General features: G+C 70.9%; 14 protein-coding genes and 1 pseudogene. 10 read left to right on the top strand and 5 right to left on the bottom strand.

Annotation, left to right across the window (positions count from 1 at the left end):
- Positions 1 to 39 precede the first annotated feature (39 nt).
- Entirely contained in the window at positions 40 to 1032 is a 993-nt protein-coding gene (locus ACWD35_RS31430) for an aldo/keto reductase (protein ID WP_451354727.1), read from the bottom strand.
- Between the two features lie 181 nt (positions 1033 to 1213).
- On the opposite strand from ACWD35_RS31430, the gene ACWD35_RS31425 reads away from it, so the two are divergent.
- The 6 genes from ACWD35_RS31425 (at position 1214) to serA (ending at position 11119) form a co-directional block, all read left to right on the top strand.
- Positions 1214 to 2155 carry a 2-hydroxyacid dehydrogenase gene (locus ACWD35_RS31425; RefSeq protein WP_451354726.1) on the top strand — a complete coding sequence of 314 codons (942 nt, stop codon included), beginning with the start codon at positions 1214 to 1216 and terminating at the stop codon, positions 2153 to 2155.
- A 382-nt stretch (positions 2156 to 2537) separates the two neighbouring features.
- Entirely contained in the window at positions 2538 to 5546 is a 3009-nt protein-coding gene (locus ACWD35_RS31420) for a putative bifunctional diguanylate cyclase/phosphodiesterase (protein WP_451354725.1), read from the top strand.
- A gap of 242 nt (positions 5547 to 5788) precedes the next feature.
- Positions 5789 to 7639, top strand: coding sequence for an acetolactate synthase large subunit (locus tag ACWD35_RS31415; protein ID WP_451354724.1), 1851 nt, complete (start codon positions 5789 to 5791; stop codon positions 7637 to 7639).
- Between the two features lie 26 nt (positions 7640 to 7665).
- On the top strand, positions 7666 to 8190 hold the full coding sequence (gene ilvN / locus ACWD35_RS31410) for an acetolactate synthase small subunit (protein WP_451354723.1): 525 nt from the start codon (positions 7666 to 7668) through the stop codon (positions 8188 to 8190).
- Positions 8191 to 8301: 111 nt separating this feature from the next.
- A complete protein-coding gene (gene ilvC / locus ACWD35_RS31405) occupies positions 8302 to 9300 on the top strand; it encodes a ketol-acid reductoisomerase (protein WP_451354722.1) in 999 nt (332 codons plus the stop codon).
- 229 nt (positions 9301 to 9529) lie between these two features.
- Entirely contained in the window at positions 9530 to 11119 is a 1590-nt protein-coding gene (serA, locus tag ACWD35_RS31400; RefSeq protein WP_451354721.1) for a phosphoglycerate dehydrogenase, read from the top strand.
- Positions 11120 to 11184: 65 nt separating this feature from the next.
- Here the strand turns inward: serA and ACWD35_RS31395 are convergent, their stop codons facing one another.
- A complete protein-coding gene (locus tag ACWD35_RS31395; protein ID WP_451354720.1) occupies positions 11185 to 12729 on the bottom strand; it encodes an MFS transporter in 1545 nt (514 codons plus the stop codon).
- Positions 12730 to 12826: 97 nt separating this feature from the next.
- Here ACWD35_RS31395 and ACWD35_RS31390 point away from each other — a divergent pair, with 97 nt between their 5' ends.
- Complete coding sequence (locus ACWD35_RS31390) at positions 12827 to 13405, top strand: TetR/AcrR family transcriptional regulator (protein ID WP_451354719.1); 579 nt, start codon at positions 12827 to 12829, stop codon at positions 13403 to 13405.
- Positions 13406 to 13462: 57 nt separating this feature from the next.
- Positions 13463 to 13588: pseudogene (locus ACWD35_RS31385) on the top strand (FAD-dependent monooxygenase); the annotation flags it as partial.
- Positions 13589 to 13684: 96 nt separating this feature from the next.
- On the opposite strand, the gene ACWD35_RS31380 reads toward ACWD35_RS31385, so the two are convergent.
- Positions 13685 to 14986, bottom strand: coding sequence for a PucR family transcriptional regulator (locus ACWD35_RS31380; protein ID WP_451354718.1), 1302 nt, complete (start codon positions 14984 to 14986; stop codon positions 13685 to 13687).
- 143 nt (positions 14987 to 15129) lie between these two features.
- On the opposite strand from ACWD35_RS31380, the gene ACWD35_RS31375 reads away from it, so the two are divergent.
- Both ACWD35_RS31375 and pruA read left to right on the top strand, forming a co-directional pair.
- Positions 15130 to 16056 (top strand): proline dehydrogenase family protein, encoded by a 927-nt coding sequence (locus tag ACWD35_RS31375; protein ID WP_451354717.1) that lies wholly within the window; start codon positions 15130 to 15132, stop codon positions 16054 to 16056.
- A gap of 38 nt (positions 16057 to 16094) precedes the next feature.
- On the top strand, positions 16095 to 17726 hold the full coding sequence (pruA, locus tag ACWD35_RS31370; RefSeq protein ID WP_451354716.1) for an L-glutamate gamma-semialdehyde dehydrogenase: 1632 nt from the start codon (positions 16095 to 16097) through the stop codon (positions 17724 to 17726).
- Between the two features lie 98 nt (positions 17727 to 17824).
- On the opposite strand, the gene ACWD35_RS31365 is transcribed toward pruA, so the two are convergent.
- Both ACWD35_RS31365 and ACWD35_RS31360 read right to left on the bottom strand, forming a co-directional pair.
- The gene (locus ACWD35_RS31365; RefSeq protein WP_451354715.1) at positions 17825 to 18232 is read right to left on the bottom strand and encodes a hypothetical protein; all 408 of its coding nucleotides are present in this window, start codon (positions 18230 to 18232) and stop codon (positions 17825 to 17827) included.
- 235 nt (positions 18233 to 18467) lie between these two features.
- On the bottom strand, positions 18468 to 19463 hold the full coding sequence (locus tag ACWD35_RS31360) for an NADP-dependent oxidoreductase (RefSeq protein WP_451354714.1): 996 nt from the start codon (positions 19461 to 19463) through the stop codon (positions 18468 to 18470).
- Between the last annotated feature and the right edge of the window lie 53 nt (positions 19464 to 19516).

Genomic DNA, 19516 nt, shown 5'->3' with positions numbered 1-19516 from the left:
ACTGCCGGTCCAACGGAACGGCCGGTCCACCGGAACGGGTCAGTCCCAGGACCCCTGGGCCGCCGGCAGCCGGGACACCTCCGCCAGGTCCTCCGGGGTCAGCCGCAGCCCGGCCGCCGCCGCGTTCTCCTCGGCCCAGCGCTCGTGCTTGGTGCCGGGCACCGCGATCACGTTGCGGCCCTGGGCCAGCACCCACGCCAGGGCCACCTGGGCCGGGGTGACGTGCTCGCCGTGCCGGCGGGCGATGCGGCGCAGGCCCGCGACGATCGGCTGGTTGGCGGCCATCATCTCGGCGGTGAAGCGCGGGTGGCGGGCGCGTACGTCGTCCGGTTCGAAGCCCTCGCCCGGGGTGAGCGTGCCGGTCAGGAAGCCGCTGGCCAGCGGCATCGCCGCGAGGAAGCCCACGCCCCGCGCCGCACACCACGGCAGCAGCGTCTGAAGCGCCTCCGGCGACCACACCGACAGCTCGGCCTGCACCGCGCTCACCGGGAACACCTGCTGCACCCGCTGGAGCTGGCCCAGCGCGGCGTCGTACGGCCGTGAGCGGCGCCCGCCGCGCGCGCCCACCGCGCACAGGCCGAGCGCCCGGACCTTCCCGGCCCGCACCAGGTCCGCCATCGCGCCCCAGGTCTCCTCGACCGGCACCTCGGGGTCGGCGCGGTGCAGCTGGTAGAGGTCGATGACGTCCGTCTGGAGGCGCCGCAGCGAGGCGTCGCAGGCCCGCCGCACATACCCGGGGCGGCCGTTGGCCACGATGTGCTGCTCGCCCACCAGCAGCCCCACCTTGGTGGACACGAAGGCGTCCGCGCGCCGCTCCTTGAGTACCCGCCCCAGCAGCAGCTCATTGGTGAACGGTCCGTACATGTCGGCCGTGTCCAGGAGGGCCGAGCCGAGGTCCAGCGCCCGGTGCACGGCGCGCAGCGACACGTCGCCCCGCTGCCGCGAGGCACTGTACGCCCAGCTCATCGGCATGCACCCGAGTCCGACGGCCCCCATCGCGAGTCCCCCCGCGCCGATCGTCCTGCGCTCCACGTGCTCGTGAACCTCCCTCTCCCTGGCCCCCCAACCTAACCTCTGCCTGTTCACGGCCCTGACTGAGGGCCTGTCCGGCGGATCCTGTCGCAGGCGCGGGGTCTGGCACGCACATCTGCGCTCATCAGGCGCCGTCGGCCCCCTGCGACCTGATCCGCCGGACAGGTCCTAGCCTCCTGTCATGACTGCAGACGTCTGGCTTCCGATTCCGCCCGAGGAGATCGACGGGCTTCCCGAGGGGCCCCGCTACCTGTTCTGGGACGGGGGCGAGGAGTTCCCCGGCGACCCGGGCGACTGCGCCTTCTACGTCGTGCCCTACATGAAGCCGGTCGATGTCAGCGTGCGTCCGCTGCCCGGGATGGGGTCCGTCCAGGTCGTACAGACGCTGACGGCCGGCATCGACCACGTGGAGCCCGGTCTGCCGTACCTGCGCGACGGAGTGCGGCTGTGCAACGCGCGCGGGGTGCACGAGGCGAGCACCGCCGAGCTGGCGCTGACCCTGACCCTCGCGTCGCTGCGCGGCGTCCCGGACTTCGTGCGGGCCCAGGACCGGGGGGAGTGGCTCGGCGGGTTCCGGCCGGCGCTCGCCGACAAGAGCGTCCTCATCGTCGGCTACGGTTCCATCGGCGCCGCCATCGAGGACCGGCTCGCACCCTTCGAGCTTGCGCGGGTGGCGCGCGTCGCGCGCTCCGGGCGTGCCACAGCGCGCGGTCCCGTGCATCCGCTCACCGAATTGCCCGCTCTGCTTCCGGGCGCCGATGTCGTGATCCTCTCCACGCCCTTGACGGAACAGACCCGAGGCCTGGTCAACGCCGGTTTCCTGGCGCGGATGAAGGACGGGGCGCTGCTGGTCAACGTCGCCCGCGGGCCGGTCGTGGACACCAAGGCGCTGCTGGCGGAGCTGGAGAGCGGCCGGATCCACGCGGCCCTCGACGTCACCGACCCCGAGCCGCTGCCGCCGGGACACCCCTTGTGGCACGCGCCCGGCGTGCTCATCAGCCCGCATGTGGGCGGGCCCAGCTCGGCCTTCCTGCCCCGCGCGAAGCGGCTGCTCACCGACCAGTTGACCCGGTTCGTGAACCACGAGCCCCTGCGGAACGTGATCCTCACAACGGGGGCGTAACCGCCTTTCGGCACCCTCCGCAGTCCTCCGGATGCGGGCTGTGGTGGCATCCTCGCTGGTCGTCACGGAGCGTAGAGAAGCTATGTCCCTGAGTGACGATACTGGTGTATCGTCCCGACAGGGGCTGCGCCGCGGACCGTTCGGCGCCGGGGATGGACATTTCAGATTTGTGAGGGGGGCGACGGGCGATGCACGGCCTATGGACGAACGATCCGACGCGGCGGAGCCGCCGACGGCGACCCTGGCGCACGGCGGCGCGCAGACGCGGCCACCACACGAGCCATCACAGCCACCATCCGCGCAGACACAGCGGACGCAGGAGGCAGGCGCACCCAGCGCACCGGGACCCGCGGGACCGGGGAGCGCGGACCGGGAGGCCCCGGTGAGCGCGCCGCCCTCGCTGACGACCGCCCTCGACGGACGGTGGCGGGCACCGCACCCGCCGGGGCCCCTGCCGCCCCGTCCGCCGGCCGGCGGCGACTCGCGCCTGGTCCAGCAACTCTCCCTCGCCCTGGTCTGCGCGGCCTACGCCGTCGGTGCCGCGTTCGACTGGGGGGCGGGCGAAGTCGCCAAGATCATGGGCGACTTCGGGCTGAGCGCCGCGGCCGGCACCGCCGCCGTCTCGTGCTTCCTCTACGCGCGCAGCCAGCGGGTCCGCTTCCGGCCGGCCTGGCTGCTGTTCGCCCTCTCCTCGGCCATGGCGTCCCTGGGCAACGCGGTGTGGGGGTGGTACGAGGTCGTCCTGGACCGCCCCGTGCCCAGCCCCAGCTACGCCGACCTGTTCTTCCTGTGCTTCGCGCCGCCGGCCATCGTGGGCCTGCTGGTCCTCGCCAAACGGCCGGTGACCAAGGCGGGCTGGATCTGCCTGGCGCTGGACGCCTGGCTGATCGGCGGCTCGCTGCTCACCCTGTCCTGGAGCCTCGCGCTCGCCCAGGCCGCCCGCTTCGACGGGCCGAGCGTCGCGCACACCGCGCTGTCGCTGGCGTACCCGCTGCTCGACATCGCGCTCGTCAGCATGGTGCTCGCGCTGCACTTCCGCCGCGCCCCGGGCAACCGCACGGCGGTGAACACCGCGATCGGCGCGCTCGCGCTGACCGTGATGTGCGACGCCCTGTTCACCTCGCCGCTGCTGCACAGCAGTTACCGCTCCGGACAGCTTCTGGACGCGGGCTGGTTCGCCGGTTCGCTGCTGCTCGCCTACGCCCCCTGGGCCGCGCCCCGGCAGCAGGGCGCGCAGGAGGCGCACGTACCGGACGGGCACACGCGCGTCGTCCACGAGCACGTGCCCGGACAGCGTGGCACCGGCCACCACCACGTGCCGGTGCCCGCACCGGGCGGTGACCACAGCCGGTACCCGGCCGGCCGGCCGATCACCGGCTCCCTGGCCGCGCTCACCCCGTACCTGGCCGCTGCCGTCTGCACGCTGGGCATCCTGTACAACGTCCTCAACGACCGCAGGCCCGACCACGTGGTGCTGATCACCGCCGGGGCCGTCGTGCTCGCCCTCGTCATGCGCCAGGGCATCATGCTGCTGGACAACATCACCCTCACCCAGGAGCTGGCGCAGAAGGAGAACCACTTCCGCTCCCTGGTGCAGGGCTCCAGCGACGTCATCATGATCGCCGCGCCCAACGGCGTCCTGCGGTACGTCTCCCCGGCCGCCGCCGGGGTCTACGGCCGGCCCGCCGAGGACCTGGTGGGCACCGAACTCGCCAATCTCATCCACCCGGAGGACCTGGGCTGCGTGGTGCACGAGGTGCGCCGCTTCCTCGCCGCCAGCCCGTTGCAGGAAGCCACCACCCGCATCGAGTGCCGGTTCCGCTCCGGCGGCGGCGGCTGGCTCAACGTCGAGTCCACCGTCAACCGGCACCACGGCGGCCTCATCTTCAACAGCCGGGACGTCACCGAACGCGTGCGCCTGCAGGCCCAGTTGCAGCACAACGCCGAGCACGACCCGCTCACCGACCTGCCCAACCGCGCGCTGTTCACCCAGCGCGTGCAGCAGGCCCTGTCCGGCCGCCGGGCCACCGACCGGGGCGCCGCCCTGCGAGGCACGGCCGTGCTTTTCATCGACCTGGACGGCTTCAAGGCCGTCAACGACACCATCGGGCACCAGGCCGGGGACGAGCTGCTCGTCCAGGCCGCCCGCAGACTCCAGGACGCGGTCAGGCACGGGGACACCGCCTCCCGGCTGGGCGGCGACGAGTTCGCGGCCCTGATCGTCGGGGACGGCACCCGTGACCGTGCCGCCCGGGAGCGGAACATTCTGGAGCTTGCCGACCGCCTCAGAGTGACCCTCTCCCAGCCCTACCCGATCGACGGCAACGACGTCCGGGTCAACGCCTCCATCGGCGTCGCCTTCGCCGAACCCGGCCTCGGCGCGGGCGAGTTGCTGCGCAATGCCGACCTCGCGATGTACCGCGCGAAATCGGCCGGAAAGGGCCGGGTCGAGCTGTACAAGCCGCAGATGCAGCAGGACGTCGTACGCAAGGCGGAACTGGCCACGCGCCTGCGTGCCGCCCTGCACGACGGTGAGTTCGCCCTGCTGCACCAGCCGGTGGTGTGCCTGGAGAACGGCCGGATCTCGTCGGTCGCCGCGCAGGCGCGCTGGCGCTCCTCCCAGGGGGTGCTCTTCACGCCGGCCGAGTTCCTGCGGGTGACCGAGGGCGGCGACAAGACCGCCGAGCTGGACCACTGGATCCTCCAGGAGGCGGTGGAACAGGCCGCGGAACGGGCCGCGACCGGGAACGCCGTACCGGTGGCCGTCCGGATCAGCGCCCGGCGGCTGCTGGACCGCTCGCACCCGCTCGGCTCCGTGGAGGCGCTGCTGACCCGGCACGGGCTGCCGCCCGGGGCGCTGGTCCTCGAACTGTCCGACACCGACCCCCGGGTCTCGCTGGACGAGCTGGAGCGGCGCCTGACCGTGCTCAGCCGGCTCGGGGTGCGGATCGCGCTGGACGGCTTCGGCAGCGGCTTTGCGGCGATCACGGCCCTCAGGAGGCTGCCCGCGGACATCCTGAAGCTCGACCGCAGCCTGGTCGAGGGCGTGGTGGAGTCCGCGCGGCTGCACAAGATCACCGGTGGGCTGCTGCGCATCGCCGGCGATCTGGGCCTGCAGTCCGTGGCCGAGGGTGTGGACCTGCCCGAGCAGGTGGTCGCGCTGCGCGCGCTGGGCTGCACGCACGGGCAGGGCATGGCCTTCGCGGGCGCGCTGGACGAGTACCGGCTGCGCCGGGCGCTCGCCTCCGGCCACTACCCGGTGCCGCACGCCTCCGCCGAACCGGCGCTCGCCGGGAAGGGCTCAGGGGTGTACACAGGGGGTGTACCCGCTGTCTTCGGAGGCGGAAGTGCCCTTCGTTCACATTCTGAGACTCCCGTCCCGCCTACTTGACACTTGGTGCGTGCCGGGGGGAGGGTCGGTTCCATGCGCACCCGAATTCTCGTACTTGGAAAGCGCGTCGGCTGAGCTGGGACTCACCGGAGGAACTCCGGAATCCCCAGCGACCCTCACCGGCGCGCTCCCCTCGCTTGCCTCCTGGCGCGAGGGGTTTTTTGTTGCACGAGCACCTTTCGTGCATCGCTCGAACTCCGCCCAAACCTCGCAAAAACCTCAGCATCGAGAAGAGAATGCCGATGACCGAGCAGGCCACCGGGGCCCACCATCCGCAGCCGCGGCCCCGTTCCGGAGGACAGCAGTCCGCCCCCGTCGAGCACGTCACGGGTGCGCAGTCCCTCATTCGCTCCCTTGAGGAGGTCGGCGCGGACACGGTGTTCGGCATTCCCGGCGGCGCGATCCTCCCGGCGTACGACCCGCTGATGGACTCCACCCGGGTCCGGCACGTCCTGGTCCGCCACGAGCAGGGCGCCGGCCACGCGGCCACCGGATACGCGCAGGCCACCGGCAAGGTCGGCGTCTGCATGGCGACGAGCGGCCCGGGGGCGACGAACCTGGTCACGCCGATCGCCGACGCGCACATGGACTCGGTGCCGCTCGTGGCGATCACCGGCCAGGTCGCGTCGAAGGCGATCGGCACGGACGCCTTCCAGGAGGCGGACATCGTCGGCATCACCATGCCGATCACCAAGCACAACTTCCTCGTCACCAAGGCCGAGGACATCCCGCGGATCATCGCGCAGGCGTTCCACATCGCCTCCACCGGCCGCCCGGGTCCGGTCCTGGTCGACATCGCCAAGGACGCGCTCCAGTCGAAGACCGTCTTCTCCTGGCCGCCCACCATGGACCTGCCCGGCTACCGCCCGGTGACCAAGCCGCACGCCAAGCAGATCCGCGAGGCCGCCAAGCTGATCACCTCCGCCAGACGGCCCGTCCTCTACGTCGGCGGCGGCGTCCTCAAGGCACAGGCCACCGCCGAACTGAAGGTCCTCGCCGAACTCACCGGAGCGCCCGTCACCACCACCCTGATGGCGCTCGGCGCGTTCCCCGACAGCCACCCGCTGCACGTGGGAATGCCGGGCATGCACGGTGCGGTCACCGCCGTCACCGCGCTGCAGAAGGCCGACCTGATCGTCGCCCTCGGCGCCCGCTTCGACGACCGCGTCACCGGCAAGCTGGACAGCTTCGCCCCCTACGCCAAGATCGTCCACGCCGACATCGACCCGGCCGAGATCGGCAAGAACCGCGCCGCGGACGTGCCGATCGTCGGTGACGCCCGCGAGGTCATCGCCGACCTGATCCAGGCCGTGCAGAAGGAGCACAGCGAGGGCCACAAGGGCGACTACACCGCCTGGTGGAGCGACCTCAGCCGCTGGCGCGAGACCTACCCGCTCGGCTACGACCAGCCCGACGACGGCTCGCTCTCCCCGCAGCAGGTCATCCAGCGCATCGGACAGCTCGCCCCCGAGGGCACGATCTTCGCGGCGGGCGTCGGCCAGCACCAGATGTGGGCCGCGCACTTCATCGAGTACGACAAGCCCGCCACCTGGCTCAACTCCGGCGGCGCCGGAACCATGGGCTACGCCGTGCCGGCCGCGATGGGCGCCAAGGCCGGCGCGCCGGAGCAGACGGTCTGGGCGATCGACGGCGACGGCTGCTTCCAGATGACCAATCAGGAGCTGACCACCTGCGCCCTGAACAACATCCCGATCAAGGTCGCCATCATCAACAACGGCGCCCTCGGGATGGTCCGCCAGTGGCAGACCCTCTTCTACAACCAGCGCTACTCCAACACCGTGCTGCACTCCGGCCCCGACGACATCAACCCGGACGCCCGGGGCACCCGCGTGCCGGACTTCGTGAAGCTGTCCGAGGCGATGGGCTGTGTCGGTCTGCGCTGCGAGTCCCCCGAGGACCTCGACAAGGTCATCGAGGAGGCGAACTCCATCAACGACCGCCCGGTCGTCATCGACTTCATCGTCCACGAGGACGCGATGGTGTGGCCGATGGTCGCCGCCGGCACCTCCAACGACGAGATCATGGCCGCCCGGGACGTCCGCCCCGACTTCGGCGACAACGAAGACGACTGAGAGCCGTAGGAAAAGGAACGAGACCCATGTCCAAGCACACGCTCTCCGTCCTGGTGGAGAACACGCCGGGCATCCTCGCCCGCATCGCCGCCCTGTTCTCCCGCCGCGGCTTCAACATCGACTCGCTCGCGGTCGGTGTCACCGAGCACCCCGAGATCTCCCGCATCACCATCGTGGTGGGCGTCGAGGACCTGCCGCTGGAGCAGGTGACCAAGCAGCTCAACAAGCTCGTCAACGTGCTCAAGATCGTCGAGCTGGAGCCCGGTCAGGCCGTTCAGCGCGAACTCGTTCTGGTGAAGGTCCGCGCCGACAACGAGACCCGCTCCCAGATCGTCGAGATCGTCCAGCTGTTCCGCGCCAAGACCGTCGACGTCTCCCCGGAGGCCGTGACGATCGAGGCCACCGGCAGCAGCGACAAGCTGTCCGCCATGCTCAAGATGCTGGAGCCGTACGGCATCAAGGAGCTGGTCCAGTCCGGCACGATCGCGATCGGCCGTGGCGCCCGTTCGATCACCGACCGCTCGCTGCGCGCCCTCGACCGCTCCGCGTAAGGCTGAAAACGGGCGGCACGCGCCGCCCGTATGCCGAGACCCCCGAACTTCCTTCCCGCTCACCGTCATACGGTGGGACGCACCATCTGCACACCAAGGAGAGAACCCAAAGTGGCCGAGCTGTTCTACGACGCCGACGCCGACCTGTCCATCATCCATGGCCGCAAGGTCGCGGTCATCGGTTACGGCAGCCAGGGCCACGCCCACGCGCTGTCGCTGCGCGACTCGGGTGTCGACGTGCGTGTCGGTCTGCACGAGGGCTCCAAGTCCAAGGCCAAGGCCGAGGAGCAGGGCCTGCGCGTGGTGACGCCGGCCGAGGCCGCCGCCGAGGCCGACGTCATCATGATCCTGATCCCGGACCCGATCCAGGCGAAGGTCTACGAGGAGTCGATCGCTCCGAACCTGAAGGACGGCGACGCGCTGTTCTTCGCCCACGGCTTCAACGTCCGCTTCGGCTTCATCAAGCCCCCGGCCGGCGTGGACGTCGCCCTGGTCGCCCCGAAGGGCCCGGGCCACCTGGTCCGCCGCCAGTACGAGGAGGGCCGCGGCGTCCCGGCGATCGCCGCCGTCGAGCAGGACGCCACCGGCAACGCCTTCCCGCTGGCCCTGTCGTACGCCAAGGCCATCGGCGGCACCCGCGCCGGCGTCATCAAGACCACCTTCACCGAGGAGACCGAGACCGACCTCTTCGGCGAGCAGGCGGTCCTGTGCGGTGGCACCGCGGCTCTGGTGAAGGCGGGCTTCGAGACCCTGGTCGAGGCCGGCTACCAGCCCGAGATCGCCTACTTCGAGTGCCTGCACGAGCTGAAGCTGATCGTCGACCTCATGTACGAGGGCGGCCTGGAGAAGATGCGCTGGTCCGTCTCCGAGACCGCCGAGTGGGGCGACTACGTCACCGGCCCGCGCATCATCACCGACGCCACCAAGGCCGAGATGAAGCAGGTCCTCACCGAGATCCAGGACGGCACCTTCGCCCGCAACTGGATGGACGAGTACCACGGCGGTCTGAAGAAGTACAACGAGTACAAGAAGCAGGACTCCGAGCACCTGCTGGAGACCACCGGCAAGCAGCTGCGCAAGCTGATGAGCTGGGTCGACGAGGAGGCGTAAGCCTCACCTCGGGGCCGGGGCGGACTGCCCCGGCCCCGTTGTCCACCCCGTCCAGCCACGGACGGGTGATACTTCCGCAGTGGCGCAATGAGACCCCCTCAGCGCCACTAGACTGCTGAACAACACGCGTCAGGCCCACAGCGTCGTGCGTCTTCCGCGGCTAGCCCCCCTCCTCCGCCTGCGGCCGTCGGGACGGCCGTCCGCATGCTCTGGACTTGTGAGGACTCACGTGAGCTCGAAACCCGTCGTACTCATCGCTGAAGAGCTGTCGCCCGCCACCGTCGACGCACTGGGGCCGGACTTCGAGATCCGGCACTGCAACGGAGCCGACCGAGGCGAACTGCTCCCGGCCATCGCGGATGTCGACGCCATCCTGGTCCGCTCCGCCACCAAGGTCGACGCCGAGGCCATCGCCGCGGCGAAGAAGCTCAAGGTCGTCGCCCGCGCCGGTGTCGGCCTGGACAACGTCGACGTCTCCGCCGCCACCAAGGCCGGCGTGATGGTCGTCAACGCCCCCACCTCCAACATCGTGACCGCCGCCGAGCTGGCCTGCGGTCTGATCCTCGCCTCCGCCCGCAACATCCCGCAGGCCAACACCGCGTTGAAGAACGGCGAGTGGAAGCGCAGCAAGTACACGGGCGTCGAGCTGGCCGAGAAGACCCTCGGCGTCGTCGGCCTCGGCCGCATCGGTGCCCTGGTCGCCCAGCGCATGTCCGCCTTCGGCATGAAGGTCGTCGCCTACGACCCCTACGTGCAGCCCGCGCGGGCCGCGCAGATGGGCGTCAAGGTGCTGTCCCTGGACGAGCTCCTGGAGGTCGCGGACTTCATCACCGTCCACCTGCCCAAGACCCCCGAGACCCTCGGTCTCATCGGCGACGAGGCGCTGCGCAAGGTCAAGCCGAACGTGCGCATCGTCAACGCCGCGCGTGGCGGCATCGTGGACGAGGCGGCGCTGTACGCGGCGCTGAAGGAGGGCCGCGTCGCCGGCGCCGGCCTCGACGTGTACGCCAAGGAGCCGTGCACCGACTCGCCGCTGTTCGAGCTGGACCAGGTCGTCTGCACCCCGCACCTCGGCGCCTCCACCGACGAGGCCCAGGAGAAGGCGGGCATCGCGGTCGCCAAGTCCGTGCGCCTCGCGCTCGCCGGTGAGCTGGTCCCGGACGCGGTGAACGTCCAGGGCGGCGTCATCGCCGAGGACGTCAAGCCGGGCCTGCCGCTCGCCGAGCGCCTCGGCCGCATCTTCACCGCGCTCGCCGGCGAGGTCGCGGTCCGCCTCGACGTCGAGGTGTACGGCGAGATCACCCAGTACGACGTGAAGGTGCTGGAGCTGTCCGCGCTCAAGGGCGTCTTCGAGGACGTCGTGGACGAGACGGTGTCGTACGTCAACGCGCCGCTGTTCGCGCAGGAGCGGGGCGTCGAGGTCCGCCTGACGACCAGCTCGGAGTCGGCCGACCACCGCAACGTCGTGACCGTGCGCGGCACGCTCGCGGGCGGCGAGGAGGTGTCGGTCTCCGGCACGCTGGCGGGCCCGAAGAACGTCCAGAAGGTCGTCGCGGTCGGCGACTACGACGTCGACCTGGCGCTCGCCGAGCACATGGTCGTCCTGCGCTACGAGGACCGTCCGGGTGTCGTCGGCACCGTCGGCCGCATCCTCGGCGAGGCGGGCATCAACATCGCCGGCATGCAGGTCGCCCGCGCGGTGGCCGGCGGCGAGGCGCTCGCGGTACTGACCGTGGACGACACGGTGACCGCCGGCGTGCTGGCCGAGGTCGCCGCGGAGATCGGGGCCACGTCGGCCCGGTCCGTGAACCTCGTCTGACGCACACACACGAACGCCGGGCGGGCTGACGAAAGTCAGCCCGCCCGGCGTCGTTCTGTACTGCCCTACTTGTCGTCCCTGACCTCGATCCTCCGCAGCGTCACCGCCGCGCCGACCGCCGCCACCGCCAGGACCACCGCCCCGGCGATCGCCGCCCCGTGCATCGCGCTGGTGAACGCCTCCCGCGCCGTGGCGAGCAGGGAGTCGCCGGTACGGCCGGGCAGGCGGGCCGCAGTGGCGAGGGCGCCGCCCAGGGTCTCGCGGGCCGTGGCCGGGGCCGCGGCCGGCATCTCGTGGCGGTAGACCGCCGTGCCGATGGAGCCGAGGACCGCCATGCCGAAGGCGCCGCCGAACTCCGTGCCGGTCTCCAGCAGCGAGGACGCCGTGCCCGCCCGCTCCAGCGGAGCCGTGCTCATGGCCAGGTCGGTCAGCTGGGACATCACCATGACCACCCCGGAAGCGAGGACACCGGCCGCCGTCAGCGACAGCCACAGGGAGTCGGTGCCGGTGAAGGCGAGCAGCGCGTAGCCGGCCGCCGAGACCGCGAAGCCGGAGGCGACGACGTAGCCGCGGTTGGCACCCCGGGCGACGAGCACCCCGGTGACCGGACCCGCGACGCCGATCAGCACCGACGGGAGCAGGCTCCACAGCGCGGCCGAGAGCGGGCTCTTGCCGAGGACCGACTGCAGGTACTGCGTGGTGAAGATCGCCGAGCCCATCATGCCGAACGCCGAGACCAGGGTCAGGACCAGCGCCGGGGTGAAGCCGCGGCCCCGCAGCAGGGCCGGCGGGACCAGCGGGGACTCAGCGGTGCGCTGGCGGCGGACGAAGAGCGCGGCGAACACCAGACCGACCACCACCGAGACGACGTACTGCGGGTGCCAGCCCTCGGAGGGGATCTCCTTCAGGCCGTAGATCACGGGGAGCACGGCAGCCAGCGACAGCGGCACGCTCACCCAGTCGAAGCGGCCCGGGTCCGGGTTCTTCGACTCGGGCAGCAGCACCGGGCCGAGGATCAGCAGCAGGGCCATCGCGGGCAGGTTGACCAGGAAGACCGAACCCCACCAGAAGTGCTCGACCAGGATGCCGCTCATCACCGAGCCCAGCGCGATACCGCCGGTCATCACGCCGGACCACAGCCCGATCGCCTTCGCCCGCTGAGCGGGGTCGGTGAACATCGTGCGCAGCAGGGCCATCGTCGACGGCATCAGGGTCGCGCCGCCGATGCCGAGGATCGCGCGGGCTGCGATCAGGGTCTCGGCGCTGTTCGCGTAGGCCGCGAGGACCGACGCGGCGCTGAAGGCGGCGGCGCCCGCCAGCAGGAGCTTGCGGCGGCCGATCCGGTCGCCGATCGAGCCCATCGTCATCAGCAGGCCGGCCAGGACGAAGCCGTAGACGTCGAAGATCCACAGCTGCTGGGTGCCGCTCGGCCGCAGGTCGGCGCTGATCGCGGGGGCCGCGAAGTACAGGACGGACACGTCCATCGAGACCAGCAGCAGCGGGAGCATCAGCACGCCGAGTGCGGTCCACTCACGGCGGCCGGCGCGGGTGGTGGCGGGCGGGGGAGCGGTCGGGGTGGTGCTCGAGGCGGTGCTCGCGGGGTTCGTCATGCCGAGAAATGTACGCGCGTCTTAAACGCTTGTCTAGAACGCATGTATAAGTCATGCGTCTAGGACGTGCGTATGGATCGGGAGTAGGGTGACGGGCATGGGACACCGTGAGGATCTGCTCGAAGGCGCCAAGCGCTGCCTGCTGGAGAAGGGCTTCGCGCGCACGACCGCGCGGGACATCGTGAAGGCGTCGGGGACCAACCTGGCCTCGATCGGCTACCACTACGGCTCGAAGGACGCGCTGCTGGCGCAGGCCTACGTCGCGCTGGTGGAGAACACGTCCGACGCCTCCGACGCGCCCGACGACGTCGCGGTCATGGGCGCGCCCGGTTCGCTGGAACGCTTCCGGTGGGTGTGGTCGAACATCGTCGACACCATGCGGGAGCCGGGCTCCATCTGGCGGCTCAGCATGGAGGTCATGACCATCGACATGCCCGAGGTGCGCGAGCACCTCTCCCGCGCACAGCGGGAGGGCGGGCGCGGACTCGTGGCCATCATCCAGGGCATGCCGGAGGACCAGGTCTCCGACCAGGTGGCGGACACCCTCGGCCGGTTCTACTTGACGCTGATGACCGGGCTCATCGCGCAGTGGACCTTCGACCCGAAGACCGCGCCCGACGGCGACGCGCTCACCGAGGGGCTCCGGCAGATCATCGAGGCGGCGGGCGCCGCCTAGCCCGGCCCGGCGCGTCCACGGTCAACCCCGTTTGCGGCCGGCAGGCGCGCGGAAGAGATGGGGGCCGTGGACGTACTGATCGTCGGCGCCGGGCCCGTGGGGCTCACCGCGCGGGCGCTGCTGGAGCGCTGGGGCGTACCCGTCCTGCTGGTCGAGAAGCACCGCGAGCTGTCGCCCTTTCCGCGGTCCAGGGCCGCCCGCCGGGTGACGCCGCCCTCCGCCAGGCCCTCACCGCGATCACCGGCCCGGCCGTCCTGCGCCCGTGATCTGCCGGGGTGCCTACAGCCGCGCCCTCTTCAGCGCCATGTGCAGCAGCAGCCGGTCCTCGCCGTCGTCCAGGTCGAGGCCGGTCAGCGACTCCACCCGGGACAGCCGGTAGTACAGCGTCTGCCGGTGGATGCCCAGCGCGGCTGCCGCCCGGCCCGCCTGGCCCGCGCAGTCGAGGTAGATCTCGGCGGTGCGGGCGAGTTCCTGCTGGGCGGGGGAGAGGAGCGGGCCGACCGCCGGGTCGTGTGCGGCCTGCGGGGGCAGCGCCGTCAGCAGCCGGTACGGCCCGATGCGCGACCACTCGGCGACCGGCCCGAACCGCGGCTCGGCCAGTGCGGCGCGCGCGGCGGCGGAGGCCTCCTGCCAGACCGTGCCCAGCTCGGCCAGGCCGGTGCGCGGCTCGCCGACACCGGCGGCGAACCCGGTGGCCGCGGCGACCTGCGCCGCCCCGGCGAACCCCGTGGCCGCAGCGGCGGCGGCACGCGCCCCGGCGCCGCGCGCCCCCGCGCCACGGCTCCCTTCCGCCTCCTTCAGCAGCCGGGCGGCGGCCGTCAGCGCCGGGACCGTCACGTCCGTGCTGCGCAGCCGGACCAGCACCGCGAGGCTCTGCCCGGTCACGCCCCACGGCAGCGTGCACAGCGCGGCGGCATGCGGGACGGCCCGGACGGAGGGGGCCTCGTCCGGGTCGGCCGAGAGCCAGGGGGCGACACAGATCACCGTGTGCGGGCCGTCCGCGCGGGCGCCCAGGGCCGTACGGAGTTCGGCCAGCGCCATGTCCTGCTGCCAGCCGCGCTCGGCGGTGAGCACCGCCCGCAGCTCCCGGCTCAGCCCGGCCCCCGCCTGCGCCTCGTCGGCGAGCAGCGCGCCGATCCGGGCGGCCACCTGCATGGCGGCGGTCAGCTGCGCGTCCGTGAGGCCGGGGTCGTCGTCCAGCAGCCAGACGTAGCCGAGGACGACACCGCGGTGGCGTACCGGCAGGCAGATGCGGCCCCGGTACACGCCCGCGTCCGGAGACGGCGGGATCCGTACCGGTCCGGTCGCGCGCGTGATGCCGAAGCCCTCGAACCACGAGCGCACCGCCGCCGTGGAGCGCCGGGTCAGGATCGAGCGGGTGCGCACCGGGTCCAGCGCCGAGGGATCGAGCTCGCCCTCGCTGTCGTACGCACCGAAGGCGATCAGCTCGAAGTCCCGGTTCTCCAGGGTCGCGGGCACGCCCAGCAGCTCCGAGATCTCGTCGACCAGCTCTTGGTAATCACCCTTGAAATCGGCCGTCACTCCGCAATTCTTGCGCATTTTCGCGGCGCCTTCATACATCTGTCTGAGATCCAGGGCACGGATGCGTGACAGCTGTCGATGGCCGACGATCGGAGAGATCCTTAGGTTTCACGGTGGTTCTCCGTGCCGTACCCGAATCGTCGGGTGGCGGCCGTTTCGGTGCTTGTCTGTGGAGGTGCCCCGTGCTGGGTCCCGTGATTCTCGCCGCGTCGCGCAGCGACCGGATGCGTCGCCTGATCTCGGCGGCCCCGGTGACCAAGCAGGTCGTCGACCGCTTCATCCCCGGCGAGACCGTGGCCGACATCGTCCCGATCATCAAGGAGCTGACGGCCAAGGGCCTGGAGCTGACGATGGACGTCGTCGGCGAGGACATCACCCGCCCCGAGCAGGCCACCGCCGCCCGGGACGCCTACCTGGCGCTGATCGACCACCTCAAGGAGCTTGAGCTGGGCGAGAGGGTCGAGATGTCCGTCAAGCTCTCCATGTTCGGCCAGGCCCTGGAAGGCGGCCACGAGCTGGCGCTCGCGAACGTCCGCCCGGTCGTCGAGGCCGCCGCCGCCATCGGTACGACCGTGACGCTGGACGCCGAGGACCACACCACCCTCGACTCGATGTTCGCCATCCACGAGGAGCTGCGGAAGGACCACCCGCAGACCGGCTGCGTGATCCAGGCCTACCTCTTCCGCACCGAGGCCGACGCCCGCCGCCTCGCCGAGAGCGGCAGCCGCGTCCGCGTGGTGAAGGGCGCGTACAAGGAGCCCGCCGAGGTCGCGTACCAGCAGAAGCACGAGATCGACAAGGCGTACGTCCGGATCCTGCGGATCCTGATGGAGGGCGAGGGGTACCCGATGATCGGGTCCCACGACCCGCGCCTGATCGCCATCGCCCAGGAGCTGGCCCACAAGGCCGGCCGCAAGCTGGACGAGTACGAGTTCCAGATGCTCTACGGCATCCGCAGCGACGAGCACCTGCGCCTGGCCGCCGAGGGCCACCGCATGCGCGTCTATACCGCGTACGGCACCGACTGGTACGGCTACTTCATGCGCCGTCTCGCGGAGAAGCCGGCGAACCTGCGCTTCTTCCTCCGCTCGATGGTCAGCAAGGGCTGAACCCGAACACCCGCTCAAGTACAAGGAGTACGGATCTCATGGACGCTGTGACCCAGGTCCCCACCCCCGTCAACGAGCCGGTGCACGGCTACGCCCCCGGCTCGCCCGAGCGCGCCCGGCTGGAGGCCAAGCTGAAGGAGCTGGCCGAGAACCCGATCGACCTGCCGATGACCATCGGCGGGGAGCAGCGGATGGGCGGCGGCGAGACCATCCAGGTGGTCCAGCCGCACAACCACAAGGCCGTCATCGGCACCCTGCGCAACGCCACCCAGCAGGACGCCCAGGACGCCATCGACGCGGCGCTCGCCGCCGCGCCGGCCTGGCGCGCGATGTCCTTCGACGACCGCGCGGCGATCATCCTGCGCGCCGCCGAGCTGCTGGCCGGTCCGTGGCGCGAGACCATCGCCGCGTCCACCATGCTGGGCCAGTCCAAGACCGCCCAGCAGGCCGAGATCGACAGCCCGTGTGAGCTGGTCGACTTCTGGCGGTTCAACGTCCACTACGCCCGCCAGATCCTGGCCGAGCAGCCCCCGGCGAACTCCCCGGGCGTGTGGAACCGTCTGGACCACCGCCCGCTGGAGGGCTTCGTCTACGCGATCACGCCGTTCAACTTCTCGGCGATCGCGGGCAACCTGCCCACCGCCCCGGCCCTGATGGGCAACGTGGTCGTGTGGAAGCCGTCCCCGACCCAGACCCACGCCGCCGTGCTGCTGATGCAGCTCCTGGAGGAGGCGGGTCTCCCCAAGGGTGTCATCAACCTCGTCACGGGCGACGGCATAGAGGTCTCCAAGGTCGCGCTGGAGCACCGCGATCTGGCCGGTATCCACTTCACCGGCTCGACCAAGACCTTCCAGTACCTGTGGAAGACGGTCGGCAACAACATCGAGAAGTACCGCTCCTACCCGCGTCTGGTTGGCGAGACCGGCGGCAAGGACTTCCTGGTCGCGCACCCGAGCGCCGACCGCGCGGTGCTGAAGACCGCCCTGACCCGCGGTGCCTTCGAGTACCAAGGCCAGAAGTGCAGCGCGACCTCCCGCGCCTACATCCCGGCCTCCATCTGGAACTCGGGCTTCAAGGAGGAGTTCGCGGCCGAGGTCGACTACCTGACCATGGGTGACGTCACCGACCTGTCGAACTTCATCGGCGCCGTGATCGACGACCGCGCGTTCGCCAAGAACAAGGCCGCGATCGACCGCGCCAAGGAGGACCCGACCTGCACGATCGTCGCGGGCGGCAGCTACGACGACTCGGTCGGCTACTTCGTCCGCCCGACCGTCATCGCCTCCACCGACCCGGAGAACGAGGTCTTCCGTACCGAGTACTTCGGCCCGGTCCTCGGCGTCTACGTCTACGAGGACGACAAGTACGACGAGATGCTGGAGCAGATGGAGTCGGTCTCCGACTACGCCCTGACCGGCGCCGTCATCTCCAACGACCGTGCGGCGGCTGCCCACACGATGGAGAAGCTCCGCTTCGCCGCGGGCAACTTCTACATCAACGACAAGTCGACCGGTGCCGTCGTCGGCCAGCAGCCCTTCGGCGGTGGCCGCGCCTCCGGCACCAACGACAAGGCCGGCGCCCCGCAGAACCTCCTGCGCTGGACCCTGACCCGGGCCATCAAGGAGACCCTGGTCGCGCCGACCGACTACACGTACCCGCACATGGGCTGATCCTCAGCCACCCCGCGCAACGGGCCGGGAAGCCTGACCCACGAGCAGGCTTCCCGGCCCGTTTCCATCAAGGACGGGTCTCCTTCACGGGCAGGTCCTCACGAGAAGTTCAGACTGACGTCATCGTCGTCGCTCAGGTCTCGCTCGGTGACCTTCGTGTTGAACTGGTGGCTCTTGCCACCCGGGATCGTGCACGTCACGGTGACGCCGAGCTTGAACTTCGCGTTCACCGGCACGATGAGGTCGACAGGACCGTAAGGCGCGGTCACCTGGTCGTTGTTGTCCACCTCGTCCGAGACGGAATGGCCCGGGGCCCTCAGGATCACTTTGGAGGGAAAGGCGTTCGGGACCTTGCTCGCACAGCTCACTTGCCCGGAGTAGTGCACCGTTCCCGTCTCGACTGCGGAGTGCGCCGGACCTGCGAACAGCAGGCCGCCGGCGGTGGCCGCGGCGAAGACCGCCAGCGTGCGGGACCTGCGGAAGACGCGTGATGTATTCGTGGACATGCCACCACCTGCCTCAATGGCGTGGGGGTTCGAGGGGGCCGCATGCGCGCGCCGCGAGGCGAGCTGCCGCTCGGGGGTAGGCGCAGGATGGTCGGCGGGTCGGCCGTACGGGCCAGGTGTCCGCCCCCCCTGCTTTCGCGTCCCCTGCTTTCACGGCAACACCGGCAGCCCCTTCCATTCCACTGAACACGCTCCTACAACGTTCCCCGCCCTGCAACCGCAGGCCCGGCAGTCGTCAGGAGGCCTTCCGCACCAGGATCTTGCCCGTGTTGCCGCCGCGCAGCATCAGCAGGAACGCCTCCACGATCCGGTCGAAGCCGTCCACCACGGTCTCGTCCAGCGCGAGCGCCCCGCTGCGCAGGTGCGGTACGGCGAAGTCGTACAACTCCTGCTGTGCGTCCTGGTAGTCGCGGACCAGGAAGCCCTCGATGCGCAGGCTCTTCTCCACCACGTCGGAGTGGTTGAAGACGACCGGCGGGGCGTCCGGGGTGTTGTACCGGCTGATCGTGCCGATCCGCACCACCCGGCCGCGCTCGCGCAACGCGCCGATGGCCGCGCCGAGTTGGTCGCCGCCGACGTTGTCGACGAAGACGTCGATGCCGGTGGGGGCGGCCTCGGTGAGGAGGTCGGCGGCCGGGGCCGCGTGGTAGTCGAAGGCGGTGTCGTAACCCACCTGTTCCGTCAGGTACTTCACCTTCTCCGGCGATCCCGCGCTGCCGATCAGGCGGCCCGCGCCCAGGAGGCGGGCGAAGCGGCCGGTCGCCGTGCCGACCCCGCCGGCCGCTCCGGAGACGAACAGGTCCTCGCCCTCGCGCAGTCGGGCGATCCGGGTGAGGCCGACGTAGGCCGTCAGGCCCGTGCCGCCGAGCACGCTCAGGTACGCCGACAGCGGGATGCCCTCGTAGTGGGGGAGCCGTCTGACCTCCTCGGGGCTGACCACCGCGTGCGTGCGCCAGCCCTGGCGATGGAAGACGACCTCGCCCTCGGGCAGCTCAGGGGTGCGCGAGGCGATGACCCGGCCCAGCGTGCGGCCCTCCAGCGGGGCGTTCAACTCGAAGTCGCCGTCCATCATTTCGCGGTGGTAGGGGTCCACGGACCAGTAGAGGTTCTCCACCAGGGCCGTGCCCGGGGCCGGTTCGGGGACCGGGGACTCGGCGAAGCGGAAGTGGTCTGCGGTGGGGAAGCCGTCGGGGCGGGCGGTCTGCTGCACGGTGAGCGCGATCTCGGTCATGGGAAAGGACCGTAGGCAGGAATGCCGGGGGTGAGCAGAGGGTTGGGCTCATG

This window comes from Streptomyces sp. NPDC002671 (assembly GCF_053592475.1).
This window is presented reverse-complemented; position numbering and strand designations above follow the sequence as displayed.

Excerpts from the sequence above, each read along its gene's own strand:
- ACWD35_RS31425 (WP_451354726.1), top strand. The coding sequence starts at position 1,214 with ATGACTGCAGACGTCTGGCTTCCGATTCCGCCCGAGGAGATCGACGGG.
- ACWD35_RS31415 (WP_451354724.1), top strand. The coding sequence starts at position 5,789 with ATGACCGAGCAGGCCACCGGGGCCCACCATCCGCAGCCGCGGCCCCGT.
- ilvN (WP_451354723.1), top strand. The coding sequence starts at position 7,666 with ATGTCCAAGCACACGCTCTCCGTCCTGGTGGAGAACACGCCGGGCATC.
- ACWD35_RS31395 (WP_451354720.1), bottom strand. The coding sequence starts at position 12,729 with ATGACGAACCCCGCGAGCACCGCCTCGAGCACCACCCCGACCGCTCCC.
- ACWD35_RS31390 (WP_451354719.1), top strand. The coding sequence starts at position 12,827 with ATGGGACACCGTGAGGATCTGCTCGAAGGCGCCAAGCGCTGCCTGCTG.
- ACWD35_RS31380 (WP_451354718.1), bottom strand. The coding sequence starts at position 14,986 with ATGTATGAAGGCGCCGCGAAAATGCGCAAGAATTGCGGAGTGACGGCC.
- pruA (WP_451354716.1), top strand. The coding sequence starts at position 16,095 with ATGGACGCTGTGACCCAGGTCCCCACCCCCGTCAACGAGCCGGTGCAC.
- ACWD35_RS31365 (WP_451354715.1), bottom strand. The coding sequence starts at position 18,232 with ATGTCCACGAATACATCACGCGTCTTCCGCAGGTCCCGCACGCTGGCG.
- ACWD35_RS31360 (WP_451354714.1), bottom strand. The coding sequence starts at position 19,463 with ATGACCGAGATCGCGCTCACCGTGCAGCAGACCGCCCGCCCCGACGGC.